The 18,220-nt window shown below is 68.3% G+C and carries 18 protein-coding genes and 1 pseudogene; 16 read left to right on the top strand and 3 right to left on the bottom strand.

The window, feature by feature from the left end:
• Nucleotides 1-3 precede the first annotated feature (3 nt).
• Nucleotides 4-981: pseudogene (locus ACFJIX_RS03980) on the top strand (YfcC family protein); the annotation flags it as partial.
• 106 nt (nucleotides 982-1,087) lie between these two features.
• Nucleotides 1,088-1,405, top strand: coding sequence for a hypothetical protein (locus ACFJIX_RS03975; protein ID WP_377161594.1), 318 nt, complete (start codon nucleotides 1,088-1,090; stop codon nucleotides 1,403-1,405).
• A 54-nt stretch (nucleotides 1,406-1,459) separates the two neighbouring features.
• Here the strand turns inward: ACFJIX_RS03975 and ACFJIX_RS03970 are convergent, their stop codons facing one another.
• Nucleotides 1,460-1,729, bottom strand: a complete 270-nt coding sequence (locus ACFJIX_RS03970; protein WP_377157918.1) for a hypothetical protein — start codon at nucleotides 1,727-1,729, stop codon at nucleotides 1,460-1,462.
• A 376-nt stretch (nucleotides 1,730-2,105) separates the two neighbouring features.
• On the opposite strand from ACFJIX_RS03970, the gene ACFJIX_RS03965 reads away from it, so the two are divergent.
• The 3 genes from ACFJIX_RS03965 to ACFJIX_RS03955 are packed head-to-tail and all read left to right on the top strand — an operon-like array spanning nucleotide 2,106 to nucleotide 4,622.
• Nucleotides 2,106-2,756 (top strand): helix-turn-helix domain-containing protein, encoded by a 651-nt coding sequence (locus tag ACFJIX_RS03965; RefSeq protein ID WP_377157917.1) that lies wholly within the window; start codon nucleotides 2,106-2,108, stop codon nucleotides 2,754-2,756.
• The gene (locus tag ACFJIX_RS03960; protein ID WP_377157915.1) at nucleotides 2,753-3,880 is read left to right on the top strand and encodes an arginine N-succinyltransferase; all 1,128 of its coding nucleotides are present in this window, start codon (nucleotides 2,753-2,755) and stop codon (nucleotides 3,878-3,880) included. Before ACFJIX_RS03965 ends, ACFJIX_RS03960 begins: the two co-directional genes overlap by 4 nt.
• A complete protein-coding gene (locus ACFJIX_RS03955; RefSeq protein WP_377157913.1) occupies nucleotides 3,870-4,622 on the top strand; it encodes an arginine N-succinyltransferase in 753 nt (250 codons plus the stop codon). The genes ACFJIX_RS03960 and ACFJIX_RS03955 overlap by 11 nt, the downstream gene beginning before the upstream one ends.
• Nucleotides 4,623-4,753: 131 nt before the next feature.
• Here the strand turns inward: ACFJIX_RS03955 and ACFJIX_RS03950 are convergent, their stop codons facing one another.
• Nucleotides 4,754-6,124 carry a cyanophycinase gene (locus ACFJIX_RS03950; RefSeq protein ID WP_377157912.1) on the bottom strand — a complete coding sequence of 457 codons (1,371 nt, stop codon included), beginning with the start codon at nucleotides 6,122-6,124 and terminating at the stop codon, nucleotides 4,754-4,756.
• A 344-nt stretch (nucleotides 6,125-6,468) separates the two neighbouring features.
• Between ACFJIX_RS03950 and ACFJIX_RS03945 the strand changes: the two genes are divergently transcribed.
• The 4 genes from ACFJIX_RS03945 (at nucleotide 6,469) to ACFJIX_RS03930 (ending at nucleotide 9,569) form a co-directional block, all read left to right on the top strand.
• Nucleotides 6,469-8,271 carry an amidohydrolase gene (locus ACFJIX_RS03945; protein WP_377157910.1) on the top strand — a complete coding sequence of 601 codons (1,803 nt, stop codon included), beginning with the start codon at nucleotides 6,469-6,471 and terminating at the stop codon, nucleotides 8,269-8,271.
• A 205-nt stretch (nucleotides 8,272-8,476) separates the two neighbouring features.
• Nucleotides 8,477-8,878 carry a hypothetical protein gene (locus ACFJIX_RS03940; protein WP_377157908.1) on the top strand — a complete coding sequence of 134 codons (402 nt, stop codon included), beginning with the start codon at nucleotides 8,477-8,479 and terminating at the stop codon, nucleotides 8,876-8,878.
• 26 nt (nucleotides 8,879-8,904) lie between these two features.
• Complete coding sequence (locus ACFJIX_RS03935) at nucleotides 8,905-9,078, top strand: hypothetical protein (protein ID WP_377157906.1); 174 nt, start codon at nucleotides 8,905-8,907, stop codon at nucleotides 9,076-9,078.
• 5 nt (nucleotides 9,079-9,083) lie between these two features.
• Nucleotides 9,084-9,569 carry an isochorismatase family protein gene (locus tag ACFJIX_RS03930; RefSeq protein WP_377157904.1) on the top strand — a complete coding sequence of 162 codons (486 nt, stop codon included), beginning with the start codon at nucleotides 9,084-9,086 and terminating at the stop codon, nucleotides 9,567-9,569.
• Nucleotides 9,570-9,779: 210 nt separating this feature from the next.
• On the opposite strand, the gene ACFJIX_RS03925 is transcribed toward ACFJIX_RS03930, so the two are convergent.
• On the bottom strand, nucleotides 9,780-10,667 hold the full coding sequence (locus ACFJIX_RS03925; protein WP_377157902.1) for a LysR family transcriptional regulator: 888 nt from the start codon (nucleotides 10,665-10,667) through the stop codon (nucleotides 9,780-9,782).
• Nucleotides 10,668-10,939: 272 nt separating this feature from the next.
• On the opposite strand from ACFJIX_RS03925, the gene ACFJIX_RS03920 reads away from it, so the two are divergent.
• From ACFJIX_RS03920 to ACFJIX_RS03890, 7 genes are all read left to right on the top strand, one after another.
• Entirely contained in the window at nucleotides 10,940-11,488 is a 549-nt protein-coding gene (locus tag ACFJIX_RS03920; RefSeq protein WP_377157900.1) for a hypothetical protein, read from the top strand.
• The gene (locus ACFJIX_RS03915) at nucleotides 11,452-11,619 is read left to right on the top strand and encodes a helix-turn-helix domain-containing protein (protein WP_377157898.1); all 168 of its coding nucleotides are present in this window, start codon (nucleotides 11,452-11,454) and stop codon (nucleotides 11,617-11,619) included. Before ACFJIX_RS03920 ends, ACFJIX_RS03915 begins: the two co-directional genes overlap by 37 nt.
• A gap of 279 nt (nucleotides 11,620-11,898) precedes the next feature.
• Nucleotides 11,899-13,350 (top strand): c-type cytochrome, encoded by a 1,452-nt coding sequence (locus ACFJIX_RS03910; protein WP_377157896.1) that lies wholly within the window; start codon nucleotides 11,899-11,901, stop codon nucleotides 13,348-13,350.
• A 12-nt stretch (nucleotides 13,351-13,362) separates the two neighbouring features.
• Nucleotides 13,363-13,953 carry a sugar dehydrogenase complex small subunit gene (locus tag ACFJIX_RS03905; protein ID WP_377157894.1) on the top strand — a complete coding sequence of 197 codons (591 nt, stop codon included), beginning with the start codon at nucleotides 13,363-13,365 and terminating at the stop codon, nucleotides 13,951-13,953.
• Entirely contained in the window at nucleotides 13,950-15,581 is a 1,632-nt protein-coding gene (locus tag ACFJIX_RS03900; RefSeq protein ID WP_377157893.1) for a GMC family oxidoreductase, read from the top strand. Before ACFJIX_RS03905 ends, ACFJIX_RS03900 begins: the two co-directional genes overlap by 4 nt.
• Before the next feature lie 290 nt (nucleotides 15,582-15,871).
• Nucleotides 15,872-17,653 carry a family 16 glycosylhydrolase gene (locus ACFJIX_RS03895; protein ID WP_377157891.1) on the top strand — a complete coding sequence of 594 codons (1,782 nt, stop codon included), beginning with the start codon at nucleotides 15,872-15,874 and terminating at the stop codon, nucleotides 17,651-17,653.
• A gap of 278 nt (nucleotides 17,654-17,931) precedes the next feature.
• The gene (locus ACFJIX_RS03890) at nucleotides 17,932-18,216 is read left to right on the top strand and encodes a hypothetical protein (RefSeq protein WP_377157890.1); all 285 of its coding nucleotides are present in this window, start codon (nucleotides 17,932-17,934) and stop codon (nucleotides 18,214-18,216) included.
• Nucleotides 18,217-18,220 lie beyond the last annotated feature (4 nt).

Here is an 18,220-nt window from a genome sequence, read left to right as displayed (position 1 = left end):
CCCATGACGTCCCGCAAGCTGCCCAACACGTTCGTCCTGATCTTCGCGCTGCTGGTCCTGATCGCGGTGGCCACCTGGTTCGTCCCCGGCGGCAAGTACGCGACGGTGCTGGTGGACGGCAAGCCGGTCATCGACCCGACGAGTTATCAGGCGGTGGCCAGCCAGCCGCAAGGCGTGGCCGCCGTGCTGATGGCGCCGATCAAGGGTTTCGTCGAAGCCGGCCTGATCATCGGCTTCGTGCTCATCGTCGGCGGCGCCTTCTCGGTGCTGCAGGCCACGCAGGCGATCGACGCGCTGATCAAGGCGGTGGCCCGGGCGCATCAGGACTCCGCCTTCGTGCGGGCGATGCTCATCCCCGGGTTCGTCACGATGTTCTCGCTGGGCGGCGCGACCTTCGGCATGGCCGAGGAGGCGATTCCCTTCGTGCTGATCTTCGTGCCGCTGGCGCTGGCGCTGCGCTACGACACCTTCATCGGCGTGGCGATCCCGTTCGTGGGCTCGCAGGTGGGCTTCGCGACGGCCTTCCTCAATCCGTTCAACGTGGGCGTCGCGCAAGGTCTGGCGGGCGTCCCGCTGTTCTCGGGGCTGGGCTACCGCTTCGTGTGCTGGGTCGTGTTCACCGGCGTGACCATCGCTTTCCTGATGCTGTACGCGCGCAGGATCCGCCAGCGGCCTGAGACGAGTCCCTGCTTCGCCGACGACCAGGACAAGCGCGCCGCGCTGGACCTGCAGGCGATCGCGTCCTTCCCGGGCATCCAGCCGGCGCAGCGCCTGGTGCTGCTGAGCTTCGCGGCCACGCTGGTCGCGATGATCGTGGGCGTCGTGCGCTTCGGCTGGTACATCGAGGAGATCGCCGCCGTCTTCCTGGCCATGGCCATCGTCGTGGGGCTCATCGCCCGCATGGGGCAGGACGAATGGGTGCGCCACTTCCTGACCGGCGCGAAGGACCTGGCGGGGACTGCGCTGGTCATCGCGCTGGCCAAGGGCACGGTGGTGCTCATGCGCGACGCGCAGATCATCGACGCGATGCTGCACGGCCTCGCGCCCTGGGGTCGCCTCGGAGCACGCGGTCTTCTCGCTGCACAAGATGTTCGGCATCCAGACGGTCATCAACTTCTTCATCCACAGCGGCACGGGACAGGCCGCGCTGACGATGCCGGTCATGGCGCCCCTGAGCGACCTGGTGCAGGTCAGCCGACAGAGCGCGATCCTGGCGTTCCAGTTCGGCGAGCTCACGACGCCCATCATCCCGACCTCCGGCATCACCGTCGGGGTGCTGAGCCTTGCGCGCATCCCCTTCGGGCGATGGGTCCGATGGATGCTGCCCTTGCAGCTGATCTTCGTCGCGCTCGCGTTGACGATGCTGGCGATTCCGAGCCTGGCGCCGCAGTGGGTGGGGTGGTGATGTCCGCAGCCGAGCGCGCCCGGACGGCCGGCGCGCGCCGACGCTACAGTGGCGTCATGCTCCCGCGCGCTCATGAGTGACTCCCGCTACGCGCCGACCGCCGCCCTGGTGCTGCCCGGGTTCTCGGCGCTGGCGCTGGGCGCCGCGCTGTCGACCTTGCAGGCCGCGGCCGATCTGCTCGACCAGCCGTATCTGCTCGGCCCGCGCGTGCTGTCGTTGACGGGCGGTCTGGTGGCGGGCAGCGCCGGGCTGCGCGCGGGCTCGGAGCCACTGCGCACGCACCAGCCCTGGGGCCTGGTCGTGGTCGTGGGGCAGGACGCGCATGTCGACATCGGCTTCGATGGGGCCGACCTGGACCAGGGCGATACCCAGCGCCTCGTCATCGCCTTGCGCGAGCTGGCGGGCACGGGCTGCGCGCTGTGCGCGAGCGGCAGCGCGATCAGCCTGATGGCGCAGGCCGGGCTGCTCGACGGGCGGCGCGCGGCGTGCCCGTGGAGCAGCGCCGATGCGCTGCAGGCCGAGTTCCCCGCCGTGCTGTGGACCACGCAGCTCTGGGCGAGCGCCGCGGGCGCCCTGACGGCGGGACCATGGGCGGGGTCGTCAGCGGGGCTGTCCGCAGGTCCGTCAACAGCCCCGTACAACAGGCCCGTCAGCGGAACGGGCGGGCGGCATCCTCACCGCCACGAGCGGCGCCGCGCTCGTGGATGCGTTGGTGGCGTGGCTGGGAGCACGGCATGGCGAGCACCTGTTGCCGGACCTCGCGCCGCTGCTCGGACTGGAACGCGGCCGGGCCGCGGCGGAGCCGCAACCCAAGCCGGGACGCCTGAGCCAGACGGCCAGCCCCAAGCTGCGCGACGCGCTCGCGCTGATGGAGGCCAACCTGGGCGAACCGCTGCCGACCGAAGACGTCGCCCGTCTGTGCGGCGTGTCCCGCCGTCAGCTCGAGCGGCTCTTCAAGCGCCACCTCGACACGCTGCCGTCCAGGCATTACCTGGAGCTCCGGTTGCAGCGCGCGCGGCGCCTGCTGCTGCAGAGCGGGCAATCCATCCTGCAGGTGGGGCTGAGCTGCGGCTTCTCGTCGGGGCCGCACTTCTCGAACGCCTACAAGGCGCGATTCGGCCGCACGCCTCGCGACGAACGCGCGCCGGGCGCCACCTTGGCCATCGCACCCGCCGCACCCACCGCACTCGCCGCACTCGCCGCACTCGCCGCAGCCATCGCACCCGCCGCAGCCACCGCGGTCACCGCGGCCACCGCCCCCCCGGCCGTCGACGACCCGCTGCCGACGGCCTCCGTTTCTTCACCCGGTGAGAATCCCTCTTGCCCCCACGATCGAGGAGAGGGCGCTTGAACCCACACGATCTCCTGCTGCGTCCGGCCTCGTGCGCCGACCTGCCGGCGCTGGAGCGCATCGCCGCGTCCAGCGTCCACGGCATCGGCTCGCTGCCCCAGGACCCCGTCAAGCTGCGCCGTCGCCTGGAGCACGCCGAGCAGTCCTTCCAGTCCGAGGACGTCGCCAGCGGCGAGGAGTCCTATCTCTTCCTGCTGGAACACCAGGGGCGCGTCATCGGCTGCAGCGGCATCGCCGCCAGCGCCGGTTTCCATGAGCGCTTCTACAGCTACCGCAACGAGTTCATGGTCCATGCGTCCCGCGGTCTGCGCGTGACCCGGCGCATGCACACGCTGCACCTGTGCCATGACCTCACCGGATCGACGCTGCTCACCTCGTTCTACATCGAGCCCGAGTTCGAGACCACGGTCGCGCCCGAGCTGCTGTCGCGCGCGCGGCTGCTGTTCATCCGCCGCTTCGCCGATCGCTTCGCGGGCTCGCGCATCGCCGCGGAGATGCCCGGCGTGTCCGATGAACACGGGCACTCGCCGTTCTGGTCGGCGGTCGGCGAGCGCTTCTTCAAGATGAGTTATCCCGAGGCGGAACGCGTGAGCGAAGGTCGCAGCAAATCCCTCATCGCCGACCTCATGCCGCGCACGCCCGTCTACGTCGGCCTGCTGCCGCCGGTGGCGCAGATGAGCATCGGCCAGTTGCATCCCGTGGGCGAGCTGCCGTTCCAGATCCTGTTCCGCGAGGGCTTCGAGACCGACACCTACGTCGATGTGTTCGACGCGGGACCGACGGTCGCTGCCCACCTGGACCAGCTGCAGACGGTGCGTTCCGCGCAGACCTTGACTGCGCCGGCGCTGGACGGCCGCGCGCCGCTTGCGGTCCATGGCGCCGCGTCTTCCTCCGCGTCTTCTTCCTCCTCCTCTTCCTCTTCGTTGTCGGGGGCCTGGTACCTGATGGCCGCCGGCGACCGGCAGGCTTTCCGCGCGACGCTGGGCCAGTTGGACGGCGAGGGCGCAGGGGCGAGCCTGGGCGCGGACGCGATGCACCGCCTGGGACTCGCGGCAGGCGATCAGGTCGACATCGCGCCGCTGCAACTCGCCGACGCTTCGCAGGAGAGCTGCCATGAGGGTTGAACGCGTCGATGCGCCGGGCGTGCTGGCGGCCTCATGGCGCGACACGATGGCGGGGTGGGTGAATCAACTCGGCGAGCCGGTCCCGACGTCGTTGACGACCGGACAGTCGCTGTTCCTGCTGATGCAGGACGACCGCGTGCAGGCCTGCGCCCGGCTGGTGCCCGCCCTGTCCGCCCTATCCGCCGATGCCGGCGCTCCCGCTGACACGGTGAGGGCCAGCAAGGCGCTGCGATTCCATTTCCGCGTGGGCAGGCTCGTGCATCTGAGCGAGGAACTGGACCTCTTCAATCCGCAGCAGATCCTGCTGTTGGGCAATGACCTGTGCGACGCCGCCGAGATCACCGATCTGGCCGTCGACCCGGGAGCGCAGGAGGGCGCGCTCAAGCTCGCCCTTCTGCTCAAGAGCATCGTGCAGGCCCGCGAGGGGCAGGGCCGCCTGTCCGTGGATCTGCAGGGCCATCGTGATGCGCGGGGGCTGTCGCCGTTCTGGCAAGGACTGGGCGCCCGTTTCCTGCCGGAGCAGGGCGACACCCCGGGCGTCGGTCCCCAGTGGCGAAGGGACTTCGCGGACCTGCTGCCGGCGTTGCCGCTGTACGCCTCGCTGATGGACGACGCGTCGCGCGCGTGCATCGGCCAGATCGGCCCCGCCGCGCGCGTCGCCCAGGAAGCGCTGCTGGCGGCCGGCTTCCAGCCCGGTGCGCACGTCAAGATCGACGACGCCGGACCGACCTGGCAGCGCTGAGCGTCGGCCGCGCGACCTGCGCTGGCGACCTGCGCTGAAGACCTGCGCTGACGACCCGCGCTGACGACCCGCGCTGGCGACCTGCGCACGCAGGGGCCTGGTCCAAGGCCTCTGCGCGCACCGGCGGCGCTTCAGTAGATGTCGACCTTGGCCTTGTCCACCGTGTAGCGGCCGCTGCCGTAATAGCCCTTGGTCGAGGCGTCACGCGTGAAGCGCAGCTTGATGGCGGGGGATCCCGACGGGTAATTCGGTCCGGAGCTGTACGAGGGCACGGGCGCCGTGCCGATGTTGGTCGTCGGCGACTGGTCCACGAGCCGCGTCAGCGACTTGGAGGTCTGCAGCGCCGCGAAGACGTCGGTGGCGTCGAAGTAGCTCGAGTAGTACGGACTGCCGATGGCCGCCTTGGTGCTGGTCACGCTCTTGCTGGCGTAGTTGTAGCGGTCACCGGCGGTGAGCAGGCTGACGCGCAGGCCGTTGACCTTGTAGTACGTGCCCGCCTGCACGCTGGCGGCGGCGGTGTCGATCACGATGAGCGAACTGGCGCCATAGACCGTCGCGGTCTGCGCGGCCGTGTCGACGAGCACGCCGGTGTTCTCGTCCACGCCGAATCCTTGCTGCACGCTCAGATCGCGCAGCGCGGCGGCCAGGCGTCCGAGTCGCCCGGAGCGCGAATCGAAGTGGGTGTCGCTCAGGAGGCCGGAGGGCAGGAAGCCGAGTGCCTTCATCGTGGCGCCGTTCTCCAGCGCGCGCAACGCGGTCGCGCCGTCGCGCGTGTCCATGAGGCTTTGCCATTGCGTCACCGGCTTGTCCTGCAGTTCGGCGCCGAAGTAGAGGTAGCCGTAGCTGACGCCGGACGCGTGCATGGTGGCGTTGAGCGCATGGTTGCCCGCCGAGTCCCCGGCGATGACGATGTTGCCGTTGCCGTTGCTCCACCGGGATCGCAACGCGGCGGCCAGGCCCGAGTCGGCCCCGGTGTCGGTCAGGAAGCTCCGGATGATCTTGGCCTGGTCCCCGCCGGCGAACCACACGGCGTCCGCCTGCTGGATCAGCGCGATGTTGGCCTGCCCCTGAGGCGTCGCGGCGCTGCTGTGCACGCCGTAGTTGTCGACGTGCGCGGTGATGAACTTCGGCGAGAAGCCGTGGGTCTGGAACAGGTTGTAGTAGCCGCGCTTGAGCGGCGAGGACCCGGACGCCGGGATGTCGTTCTGGAACGCGTCCAGCCCGGTCGCGTAGCTGTCCTTGGCGGCCGTGATGACGGCGATGCGGGGACAGACCGTAGTGGTCCAGTCGGTGCCGCAGTTGCTGGTGCTGTTGATGTTGGGCGTGAAGTTGGGATCGCGACCCGTGGCCTTGCGAAGGCCGTTGACGAAGAGATCGGTGTTGGCGTCGTCGTACGCGCCGCCGGACAGCAGGAGCTTGCCGGCCTGCGCCTGCGTGGACAGCACGGCGAGGATGCCCAGGACCAAGGCGAGCCGATCGGCCTTGTCGGAGAGATGTCGCATGAGTTGCTCTTTCGCTCGGGGCGACGCGAAGGGGTCGCGCCTCACACCCCGCGGCAACGGTAGTCAGCGAGGTGCTCGCCGGCCATAGCCGCGCTTGCACGATTGCGACCTGTGCTTGCGTCGCCGTGCCACGTCCGGGAATGTCCTATCCGCACTCGCCCGGATCAACGGGGCCCTCCGGCGGAACGCCAGTCCCCATGAGCGGATCGTGCTGCCGGCAGCAGGAACGATCAGTGACGGCGCGGTACCGCCTCGGCACCATTTCCGTCATTCGACGCATGCGGTGTCCGGCTCGTGGAACGAGATCGGAACAGCGGCGTTCTTTCATATCCATCGAGAGGGAAATGACAGTGAAGCTGAAGCGACTGATCGCAGGTCTGGTGATGATCGCCTTGACCCACGTCCATGCACAGGTCAGGCAGGAGGCGACAGGCGCGGACCTGATCGTGCACAACGCCAAGATCTTCACTGGCAATGCCGCGCAACCCGCGGCCTCCGCCCTGGCCGTCAAGAGCGGGCGCATCTACGCGGTCGGCTCCGAAGCCGAGGTGCTGGCCTTGAAGAGCGCCGGCACGCGACTCATCGACTCCCGCGGCCGGCGGCTCATCCCGGGCCTCATCGACGCGCACACCCACGTGCTCAACGAGGGTGGCTACAACTACACCCTGCGTTGGGACGGCGTGCCGACGCTGCGTCGCGCCCTGGCGATGCTGAGCGAGCAGGCCAGGCGGACCCCGGAGGGGCAGTGGGTGAAGGTGATCGGCGGCTGGTCTCCCTACCAGTTCGAGGAGAAGCGCTTCCCCACCATCGAGGAGATCCGGCAGGCCGTCCCCAACCGCCCGCTCATCGTGCAGTACGCCTACAACCGCGCCTACCTGAACCAGCAGGCGATGGACGCCCTCGGCGTGGGCACCGACAAGTTCCCCAAGCTGCCGGACACCGTGCTGGAGAAGGACGAGCAGGGCCGGTACACCGGCGTGGTCCATGGCAACACCTTCATGTTCATCGCCATCGAGGCCATGGTTCCCCAGCTCAGCGCGGAGGAGGAACTGAGCTCGCTGATCCAGACGGTCCACAGCCTCAACCGCGTCGGGATCACGTCCATCGTCGACGCGGGCACGGGCTTCCGCGGCTATCCCAAGGCGCAGCGCACCGTGGACGTCCTCGCCCGCGACAACCGCCTCAACATCCGCATGCCCTTCGTGGACATCCAGTTCGACGGCAACGTGGTGGACGCGCAGATCACGGCGATCACGAAGACGGCGCCCATCAGTCCCGGGCAGAACCTGCACCCGCAACTGGCGCACGGTCACGTCTATCGCGGCGCCGGCGAGCTGCTGTCGGCGGAGGTGCACGACCACGAGAATTTCGACCGCCCCGCGATCGTCATCCCGCCGGAAAAGTGGCACGAACTGGTGGAGCGCGACATCGCCAAGCTGGTCCAGCGTCGCATCCCTTTCCGCGAGCACATCAGCTACGACGAGAACATCACGCCCTTCCTCGATGCGCTCGAGAAGCTCAATGAGAAGACGCCGCTCGACGGCCTGCGGTGGAGCCTCGAACACGCCGAAACCATCAGTCCCGCCAACATCGCCCGCGTGAAGGCGCTGGGCGGCGGCATCGCACTTGACACCAAGATGGCGCTGCACGGCGACGGCTTCATCAAGACCCACGGCCGCGAGAAGGCACTGCTCACGCCGCGCCTGCGCGAGCTGGTCGACAGCGGCATCCCCCTGGCCATGACCACCGACGCCTTCCGCGCGGCCTCGTTCAATCCGTGGGTCGGCATCAGCTGGATGGTGTCGGGCAAGTCGATCGCCGGCACCGAGGTGCTCGCCAAGGACAACCGGCTGTCGCGCGTCGAAGCGCTGAGGCTGTTTACCCGCAATGCCGCGTGGTTCATGCACGCCGACGCGGAGGTGGGCATGATCGCCCCGGGCTACCTCGCCGACTTCGTGCTGCTGGACAAGGACTACTTCACCGTCGCGGAGTCCCAGATCAAGTCCGTCGGCTCGGTCCTGACCGTCATGGATGGCCGGGTGGTGTACGGCGCGCAGGACTACCAATCGCTGTCGCCGGTGCTGCCCGAGGTCTTACCCGCCTGGTCACCGATCAAGTACTTCGGCGGCTACTACCAAGCTCGATGAGGGGCGCCGCACCCGTCAATGCGCGGGGGCGGTGGTGGCGGTCAGGCGGGGTGAGCGCGCGCGCAGTGGCGCTCGGCCTGCGCGTTCCTGCGCGAGACCGGCGCCGGCAAGGTGCTGAGCTTCCTCAGCCTCAGTGCGCAGTACCGGTTCTGAACCCGTCAGGGCGGCATCCGTCAGCCATCCGCGCATCGATGAAGACACTCTGATGACCATCCCTATCGACAACCCCCCGCCGGTCCCGCGACAGACCCCGCGAGACCATGCGTTCGCGGATGTCGTCGTCGTGCATCGCCATCCGCTCATGCGGGCCGGCATCGCTGCGGCCCTCTCTCCGACCCTGCCGGCCTGCGACGTCGGCGGCACCACCGTGCCCCTCCGGACGGGGGCGGTCGGTCCGCGCCTGCTCGTGCAGGCCGTCATCCAAGCCATGCGCCGCGACCTGATCGACGAGGGGCGGTACTCGTCGGCGATCGATTCCGACTGTCTTGCGCAAGATCGGACAGTGACCTCTCGCGGCGGCGTCGGCAACATCCCTTCTCACCCGCAGGCGACCCCCCGCCGCGCATCGCCGCGGCGGAGCCTGCTCAATCCCACCGACGGCGCGTGAGCGCCGGATCATTCAAGGAACTACCCATGCCCAAGACCGGTCTTCCCGCATTGCTTCGTCCCGAAGACAGCATCGTTGTCCTGATCGACCATCAGCCCTACCAGTTCGCGAACCTCCACAGCCACGAGCCGACGATGATCACGAACAACGTCATCGGGCTCGCGAAGGGCGCGAAGGTCTTCGACGTGCCGACCATCTGACCACGGTGATCGAGGAGCGCGGCGGCTACCTGATCAAGGGATTGCAGGACGTGTTCCCCGACCAGAAGCCGATCAACCGCACCTTCATCAACACCTGGGAGGATCCGGCGGTCACCGACATCGTGAAGAAGAGCGGCCGCAAGCAGCTGATCCTCGCGGCGCTGTGGACGGAGATCTGCCTGGCGATGCCGGCCATCCAGGCGTTGGGTGAAGGCTACGACGTGTTCGTCGTCACCGATGCCTCCGGCGGCGTGTCGGCGGAGTCCCACGACATGGCCGTGCGCCGGCTGGTGCAGGCGGGCGCCGTGCCCATCACCTGGATGGCGGTGATCTCCGAATGGCAGCGCGACTGGGCGCGCGTGGAGACTGCCGTCGCGCTGACGGAAGTCGTCCGCGACCATGGCGGCGCCAGCGGCATCGCCTACGCCGGGGAAGTCCAGCTGCTGGAGTCGGCGACCAAGGGGTCCAACATCCCCAAGATCGCCGGCTGAGGGTCAGGTCATGCCTCGGAGGAGAACCCCATGAATCGTGGACGGCGATCTGCGCTTCGATGATCCGGCGGATGGCACCGGGCACATCGGCTTCGGCGGCCTTGAATGGATGCGTGCCGACGACCGGCCCCGCGCATGTCATCCTTGGATCGATCCCGGTGTTCAGCGGCAAGGCGAGCGGCGAGTAGGCGACCACCGGGCAGGCGATCCCTACGCCGCCACGAGATTCGGTGTCTGGTCGAAGTACTCGCGCAGCAACTCGATCAGCACGCGGATCTTCCGTGAGGGGTGCGGGCCGGGTGGACGCACGACATAGGCGCCCGCCGTCCGGACGGGATGGCGGGTCATGACGGGCACCAGGGCGCCGGACGCCCGATGGCTGTGGGTGAGGCCATCGGGCAGATAGCCGATGCCCAACCCCGCGACGGCCGCGGCCACCAGCGCCGACCCGTTGTCCGCCTTGAAGCGCCCTTGCGGACGCACCGTGATGACCTCGTCGCCATCCATCAGCTGCCAGCTCTCGGTGCCCTGCATCAGCGCCTCATGCGCCAGGAGCTCCGCGGGGGTCTCGGGGGCGCCGTGCGCCGCGATGTAGGCGGGGCTGGCCACCAGCTTCGCGTGGATCTCGCCGACGCGCGCGGCGACGAGGTTCGAGTCGGGCAGGTAGCCGACCCGGATCGCGCAGTCGAAGCCTTGCGTGACGAGATCGACGAAGTGGTCGCTGTAGCAGGTCTGGAGGTGCAGCTGCGGGTGACGGCGCGCCATCTCCGCCAGCACGGCGGCGAAGTGCGTCGGACCGAAGGACAGCGGCGCGGCGACGCGCAGGCGCCCGCGCAGGTCGCCGGCCGGCAGGACCGTCTCCCGCGCGATGTCGAGCTCCGCGCAGATCCGGGCGGCGTAGTCCCGGAAGGTCATCCCGGCTTCCGTGAGCGCCGCGCCCCGCGTCGTGCGCGCCAGCAGCTGCACGCCGAGGTCGGCTTCCAGCCGCGCGAGACGCCGGCTCACGATGGATTTGGCGACCCCCAGCCGGAGCGCGGCGGAGGAGATGCCTCCCGCGTCCGCCACTTCAACGAAGGTCTTCAGCTCGTCGATATCCACGTCGCGTTCCTGTTCTGGCAACACAGCTGCACGCGCAGCGGGGCTACCGTACCACGTAGGGGAATGCGAACATCGTTTCCATGACGAGCCCTCCTGAGCTTCCCGAAAATCTGTTGAAACGGGAGACCTCAGGCCGCCGCTGGAGCGGGGTCCTGGTGGAGGTGACGGAGTTCACCTGCGGGGGTCGGGTCTTGCATCAGATGCGGCACGGACCCGAGACCCGGCTCGGCGTGATCCTGGAGGAAGTCGGCCGCGGCCGTTGCGAGCCTCGCTTGAGCGCGAACACCCCGTGTCCGGTCGACTACAGGCCGCGTCACATGCACTTCGCGCCGGCGGACATCGAGCTCTGGGGGTACACGGCGGATGCGCGTTTCGTCAAGGATGTCAGCCTCAGCTTCGACATGCCGACCTTGTGCGAGCGTCTGCAGATCCCGTCAGGCACAGGTCTGCTCGACGTCCCGAGACTGCGCTTCACCGATGACCGGGTGTGGTCGCTGGCGAAGCTGCTGGCCGAGGCTGTGCAGGATCCCGATCCTGGCGCGCAGCTGTACGGGGACTCGCTGATCGCGGCGATCGCGGCTCGGCTGCTGGAGCCGCCCAGGACCGCCGACAGGCCGGCGGCGGGCCTGTCTCCGAGGCAGCTGAGGGACGCGATCATGTTCCTGGATTCGCAACTCCCGGCGCGAGTGGATCTGGCGACCCTGTCGGCGTTGGCGGACCTGTCCCAGTCGCACTACAGCCGCGCCTTCAAGGCGTCGACGGGCGTGGCCCCTACCAATGGCAGTTGCGCGCACGGATCGAGCGGGCGAAGGATCTGTTGATGAACACCTCCCGGTCGCTGGACCACGTGGCCGAGGCCACGGGCTTTGCCGATGCCGTGCACTTCGGTCGGGTGTTCCGCAAGGTGACCGGATCGACACCGGCGGCGTGGCGCCTGGATCGGCTGACCTAGCCTGGCGGGCGTCGTCATCGACACGATGCTCCCGCGAGGCACGACCTGGCACCGTTCTGGCACGGGCCTGGAACGACGCGCCCCGAAATGGAAAATCCGTGCGAGCAGAGGCTCGTGCCGACTCGCCGGTGCGACTGCCGCTCGTGCTCTTCGCTTTGGTGAACTCATTCGTATGCAAAATCCGTCGATCTGAATTGGTACCGGTACCAATCCTGTAGACATGGGGCATCGATGAGGCATCGCTCGCCCCCGCACGAACAACGGACAGGGGTCGAACGGATGAATTTCACGAGGTGGATACCGCGTGGCGCAGCGGCGCTCTCGCTCTCGATGCTGGCCTTGTGCGCCTGCCCGGGGTTGGCGCTGGCGGAGCAGCCGGCGGTCGACGCGGCGCTCATTGCGCGCGGCAGGCAACTGGCCATCGCGGCCGATTGCGCGGCCTGCCACACCACGCCCAAGGGCGGCGCGCCCTTCGCCGGCGGCTATCGGATCGAGTCGCCGATGGGCGCCATCGTGGCGACCAACATCACGCCGTCGACGACGCACGGCATCGGCGGGTACACGCTGCTCGAGTTCCAGCGCGCGCTGCGTCAGGGCGTGCGTCGCGACGGCGGCCATCTCTACCCGGCGATGCCCTACACCGCGTACACGCAGCTGTCCGATGCCGACACCGCCGCGCTCTACGCGTACTTCATGCACGAGGTGAAGCCGGTGGACCAGCCGGTGGCCGAGACAGAGCTGCCGTTCCCGTTCAGCGTGCGGGCCTCGATGGCGGTGTGGAACGCGCTGTTCCTGAAGGATGAGCGCTTCACACCTGACCCCGCGAAGTCGGAGCCGGTGAATCGCGGCGCCTATCTGGCCAACGCGCTCGCGCACTGCAGCACCTGTCACACGCCGCGCAACACGCTGATGGCCGAGGAACTGGGCAAGCCCTTCCTGTCCGGCGCCAACGTCGGCCCCTGGTTCGCGCCGAACATCACCTCGGACCCGGTGCACGGCATCGGCGGATGGAGCGAGGACGAGCTGGTGCAGTACCTGCGGACCGGTCAGGTCCACGGCAAGGCGCAAGCGGCCGGCCCGATGGCCGAGGCGATCGAGCACAGCCTGCAGCACCTGCCCGAATCGGACCTGCGCGCCATCGTGGCCTATCTGAAGCAGACGCCGGCAGTGGCCGGCGCCGCCGCGCAGGCGGTCGGCAAGGCGCGCCACGCGTTCGGCGAGGCGTCCCGCGATGAAGTCGCGCTGCGCGGTCTCCAGCAGGTCGATCCCGGCTGGCGGGTCTTCAGCGCCAGCTGCGCGCACTGTCATCAGGAGAACGGAACCGGGACCTCGAACGGCGAGTACCCCTCGCTGTTCCACAACAGCGCCACGGGCGGCGATCGCGCCGACAACCTCATCGCCACCATCCTGCACGGCGTGGACCGCACCGTCGCCGGCAAGCCGCATTTCATGCCGGCCTTCGGCGATGCCGCGTCCTTCACCGATCGGCTCGGCGATCAGGAGATCGCCGACCTCGCCAACTACGTGCTGAGCCGCTACGGCAATGCTGCGGTGAAGGTCGGTGTCGAGGACGTCCGTGTCGCCCGCGCCGGCGGCCCCAAGCCTTTCCTCGCGAAGGCGCAGCCCTTCATGGTGCCGGGCGGCGTGCTGGTGCTGCTGGTGCTGATCGTCCTCGTGCTGCGTCGCCGACGCCGTGTGCAACGCGCCCGGCGACTGCGCGGCGCCTTTTGAACGGAGTCCTCCATGACCCATGAACACGATCCCTCGTCGGCGCTGAACCGGTCACTCTCGCGGCGCAGCCTGCTGGAAATGGCCTCGCTGGCCGGCACCGCGCTGGCCCTGGGCGGCGCGGGCCTGCTGGCCGCGCGCGATGGCCTCGCCGCCGGCGCGGCGCCCGCCGCGCTGCCGGCCCCCGACTTCCTGCGGCTCTCCGTCTTCCTGACCGGCGGAAAGCCGCTCGACGCGACGCTGGCCGGCCGCTACCAGGCGGCGCTGGCCAGGCGCGATCCGCAGTTCGACGACAGCGCCCGGTCGCTCCTCGCGGTGATGTCGACGAGCCAGGCCGCGAGCGTCGAGCAACTGCTCGACGCGCCGGAGCTCCAGGACACGCTGCGCGCGCTGACCACGCGCATCGTCTCCGCCTGGTACCTGGGCATCGTCGGCCAGGACGCCGACGCCGAGCTGATCAGCTACGCCGAGGCGCTGATGTACCGCCCGACCCAGGACGTCCTCGTGGTGCCGACCTACGGCGCCGGCCCCGACTCCTGGGGCGACAAGCCGGGCGTGACCCCGCCTGTGACCCCGGCCGCCACCAACGAACGCAAGACCGCATGAGCACACAGTACGACGCCGACCTGATCGTCATCGGGTCCGGAGTGATGGGCGGGCTGATCGCCAGCCGCGTCGCCAAGGCGGGCAAGTCCGTCATCATTCTCGAAGCCGGTCCGCGCGTGCGCCGCGCCGACATCGTGGAGACCTTCCGCAACTCGCCGGTGAAGCTCTCGCTGGCCAACATGAAGCTGCAGGGCGCGGGGTCCCCGTTCCCGAATCCGCCGCACATCCCGTCGACCTATGGCGACTACCTGCGCCAGACCGGGCCGGTCTCCTATCCGACCAAGTACCTGCGCGTGGTCGGGGGCACGACCTGGCACTTCGGCTCCGCGCTGTGGCGGATGATCCCGAACGACTTCAAGCTCAAGACGCTCTATGGCCGCGGCCGCGACTGGCCCATCGGCTACGACGAGCTCGAGCCCTACTACTGCCAGGCGGAAGCGGAGCTGGGCGTGTCCGGCGTCGACGGCCAGGACGAGAGCGGCCACGGCGGCGAGGCCAGTCCGCCGCGCTCGCAGCCGTTCCCGATGAAGCCGCTCAACGAGCCCTACTTCATGAAGCGGGTGGCGGAGATGCTCAAGCCCGGCGGCTACCACCCGGTGATCGAGCCGCACGGCCGCGCGTCGCGTCCCTACGGCAACCGGCCGGTCTGCGCGGGCAACAACAACTGCAACCCGGTCTGCCCGATCGGCGCGAAGTACGACGGCTCCATGCACATCGACGTCGCGGAACGCGCGGGCGCGAAGCTGCTCGACAACGCGGTGGCCTATCGCATCGAGGCAGGCCCCGACGGCAAGATCACGCGCGTCCATTACAAGAAGCCGGACGGCAGCTCGCACGCACTGACGGCGCGTCACTTCGTGCTGGCCGCCTACGCGATCGAAGGGCCGAAGCTGCTGCTGATGTCGACCTCGGAGAAGTACCCCAACGGCATCGCCAATTCCTCCGACCAGGTGGGCCGCAACCTGATGGGCCACACCGGCATCAGCATGAACATCATGATGAACGAGGACGTGTGGCCGGGGCAGGGCCCGACGGAGTTGCTGGTCTATCTGAACTACCGTGACGGACCGTTCCGCAAGGACATCCCCAGCTACAAGACCAAGTTCCGCAACACGGTGACGACGCAGCAGATCGCGTCGGAGCTGCTGGCCAAGGGCGTGATGGGCGCCAAGCTGGACGAGGAGATCCGCAAGCGCTCGGCACGCTCGCTGAACGTGGCGGTGGACTTCGAGACCGAGGCGCAGCCGCAGAACCGCATCGTCCCGAGCAAGACGCACAAGGACGCCATCGGCATCCCGGTGCCGGAGATCTACTACAGCGTCAACGACTACTGGAACGCGGGCCGCGACTTCGCGGTCAAGGACCTGGAGCGCATGGCCAAGCTGATGGAAGCGGACGTCCTGAAGGTGGACACCAAGCATCAGGACCGCCAGCACATCATGGGCACGACGCTGATGGGCGACGATCCGAAGGATTCGGTGGTGGACCGCGACTGCCGCACGCACGACCATCCCAACTTCTTCATCGCGGGGACGGGCGTGATGCCGTCGGCCTCGTGCATGAACCCGACGCTGACCGGCGCGGCCTTGAGCCTGCGCATCGCGGACACGCTGCTGAAGGAGATCTGATCGGCGGCGTGACGTCCGTCGACGACCGAGGCAGCCGGCGAGCGCGCGCCCCCGATCATTTCGGACCTCTGGCAGAGGCGGGATGCGGGGCGCTGCGCTCGACGGGCACTTTCAAGCCGTTGCAATCCAAAACCCCAATTTTATGAAAGCGCTTTCAGAATCCGCATTTCTTGCCTAGGATGGTTGGCGCAGGAGAAAAGTCGCGGACCCGGACCAGCGTCGCAGAGCGCTGGCCGGACCGTGCCGATCGGTGCCCTCCCGCACACCATCGACACCTCTTGGAGACATGAATGGGATTGCAGAACCGCTTCGACGCGCAGGGGATCCTGCGCGCTACCGCCTTGGGCTTGTTGGTCACTGCCGCCGCGCAGGCCGACGCCAGCGTGACCAACCCGACCATCGGTCGCCTGTTGTGGTCCGAGGAATTCAATGGCGCTTCGTTGAACACCGGGCTCTGGACGGCGTACGACGGCAATGGCTGCCAGATCAATCTCTGCGGCTACGGCAATGCGGAGCTCGAGTACTACAGCCCGAACAACCTCTCCATCGCCGACGTGCCGTTTGAAGTCGGCACGCGGGCGCTGGCGATCCGGGCGCTGCGGCAGACCGTCGGCAGCAATGAGTTCACCTCGGGGAAGATCGATTCCTTCAACAAGGTGCAGGTCAAGTACGGAATGATCGAGATCCGCATGGCGACCCCGCAGCTGCAGACGGGTCTGTGGCCGGCGGCGTGGCTGCTGGGCACCAGCCCGCAGGCATGGCCGCGCAAGGGCGAGATCGACATCGCCGAGCTGGGCCACAAGTCGTCGGCCTGGGCCGCCGCGGGCGCGCCGGGGCCGGACTACTTCGTCGGCGCCAACGTGATCACCTTCGCGGAAGCCGCGTGTGTGCCGGGCAATGAATCGTGTGCGGCGTCGACGGCGTGGCAGACGAAGAATTGGTACAAGCCGACGACGTCGTTCGCGAACCGCTTCGTCAAGTACCGCTTCTATTGGACGGAAAGCCAGATGCGGTTCACCGTCGTCGACAACGACGGCGAGCACGACATGTACGACCAACCGCTGCCGGTGAACACCGAGGCCTTGCGCGCGCCGTACTACATCCTGCTGAACCTGGCGGTGGGCGGCAACTTCACCGACGCGGCGAATCCCTCGCAGGTGACGGCGCCGCTGCCGGGCACGATGTACGTGGACTACGTCCGCGTGTACGAGCTCGACGGCAAGGGCGAGGTGAAGCTGGGCAACCAGACCGTGCCGGAAGCGGCGGGCAAGTTCGGCGTGTTCACCGACAACACGACGATCAGCAACAAGCTGGTGGCGGGCACCACGTCCGACATCTTCCTGTGGAACGGCGCGTCGACCGGCGCGGGCAACATCCAGCCGGCCGAGGGCACCAACGTCATCGCGTGGAGCTACAACACGCCGGGGCAGTGGTTCGGCGGCGGCATCCAGGCGCGTCAGTTGCGCGACCTGACGAACTACCGCAATGGGAATCTGAAGTTCAAGATCAAGATCCCGGCGAACGTGTCGTTCAACATCGGCATCGGTGATACCTACACCAACCAGAACTGGGTGAACTTCCCGGCGAACACGACGGCCTTCGGCCTGGTGCGCAATGGGGAATGGGCGACGGCGACGGTGCCGATCTCGACGCTGATCGGACCGAAGGTCGCGCTGCAGTCGATCGCGGACATCTTCATGTTCTCGGGCGACAACACCAAGCTGCCGACGCAGGCGTTCCAGTTCGCGATCGACGACGTGTACTGGGATACGGGAACGACGACGCCGACAGACCCGACGACGCCGACCACGCCCACCACGCCCGACGGCATCACGCAGCCGACGGCGACCACGGTGAAGTTCTCGCAGGCGACGGGCACCTGGGCCGACGTGCATTACACGGTCAACGGCGGTGGCCAGTTGAACGTGCGCATGCTCAAGGAAGGCAGCGGGAATGCGTACACGGTGTCAGGTCTGAAGAAGGGCGACATCGTGCGCTTCAACTTCACGTACTGGGACCCGGCGCGCAACGGCGCGTATGACACGGCGCAGCAGAGCTATACGTTGAAGTGAACGTGTGAATGGGTCGCCTCGGAACTCTCCGGGGCGTTCCCTTCGACAGAGGTCAGTCGCAAAGCCGCCTTCGGGCGGCTTTGTCATTGGGCCTGCGACGCCTGGATGTCGACCGGCTTCAGCGGCCACGGTCGACGGCGATCGGTCGTGGGGACGGCGCGGCGAAGAAAATTCTCCGGGCGCTGTAACCTCAGCGGCGGCTACTCCGAATAGAAGGGTACGGAACGCGCAGGAGCGCTCCGCTTCATCCACCTGAACCTTCTTACGGAGTGCACCCCATGATCAGCAAGACCCAATCCGCCGCCCTGGCCGCCGCCGCCGCCCTGTTCGCCCTGTCCGTCCAGGCGGCGCCCGCCCCCCAGGGCAGCAGCGGCCTGGCCGTGGCCGCCAGCGACAAGGTGCATTGCTACGGCGTGCACGAGTGCAAGGGCAACGCGGACTGCAAGACCACGGAGAACGCCTGCAAGGGCCAGAACGCCTGCAAGGGTCACAGCTTCAAGGGCATGAGCGCGGCGTCGTGCCTGAGCGCAGGCGGCACGATCGGCGATCTGGCCGCGAAGTAAGCCC

The organism is Roseateles sp. UC29_93 (assembly GCF_042695725.1).
Classification (GTDB): Bacteria; Pseudomonadota; Gammaproteobacteria; order Burkholderiales; family Burkholderiaceae_C; genus Roseateles; species Roseateles noduli_A.
Note: the sequence above shows the minus strand (reverse complement) of the source record. Positions and strands in the feature narration are given on the sequence as shown.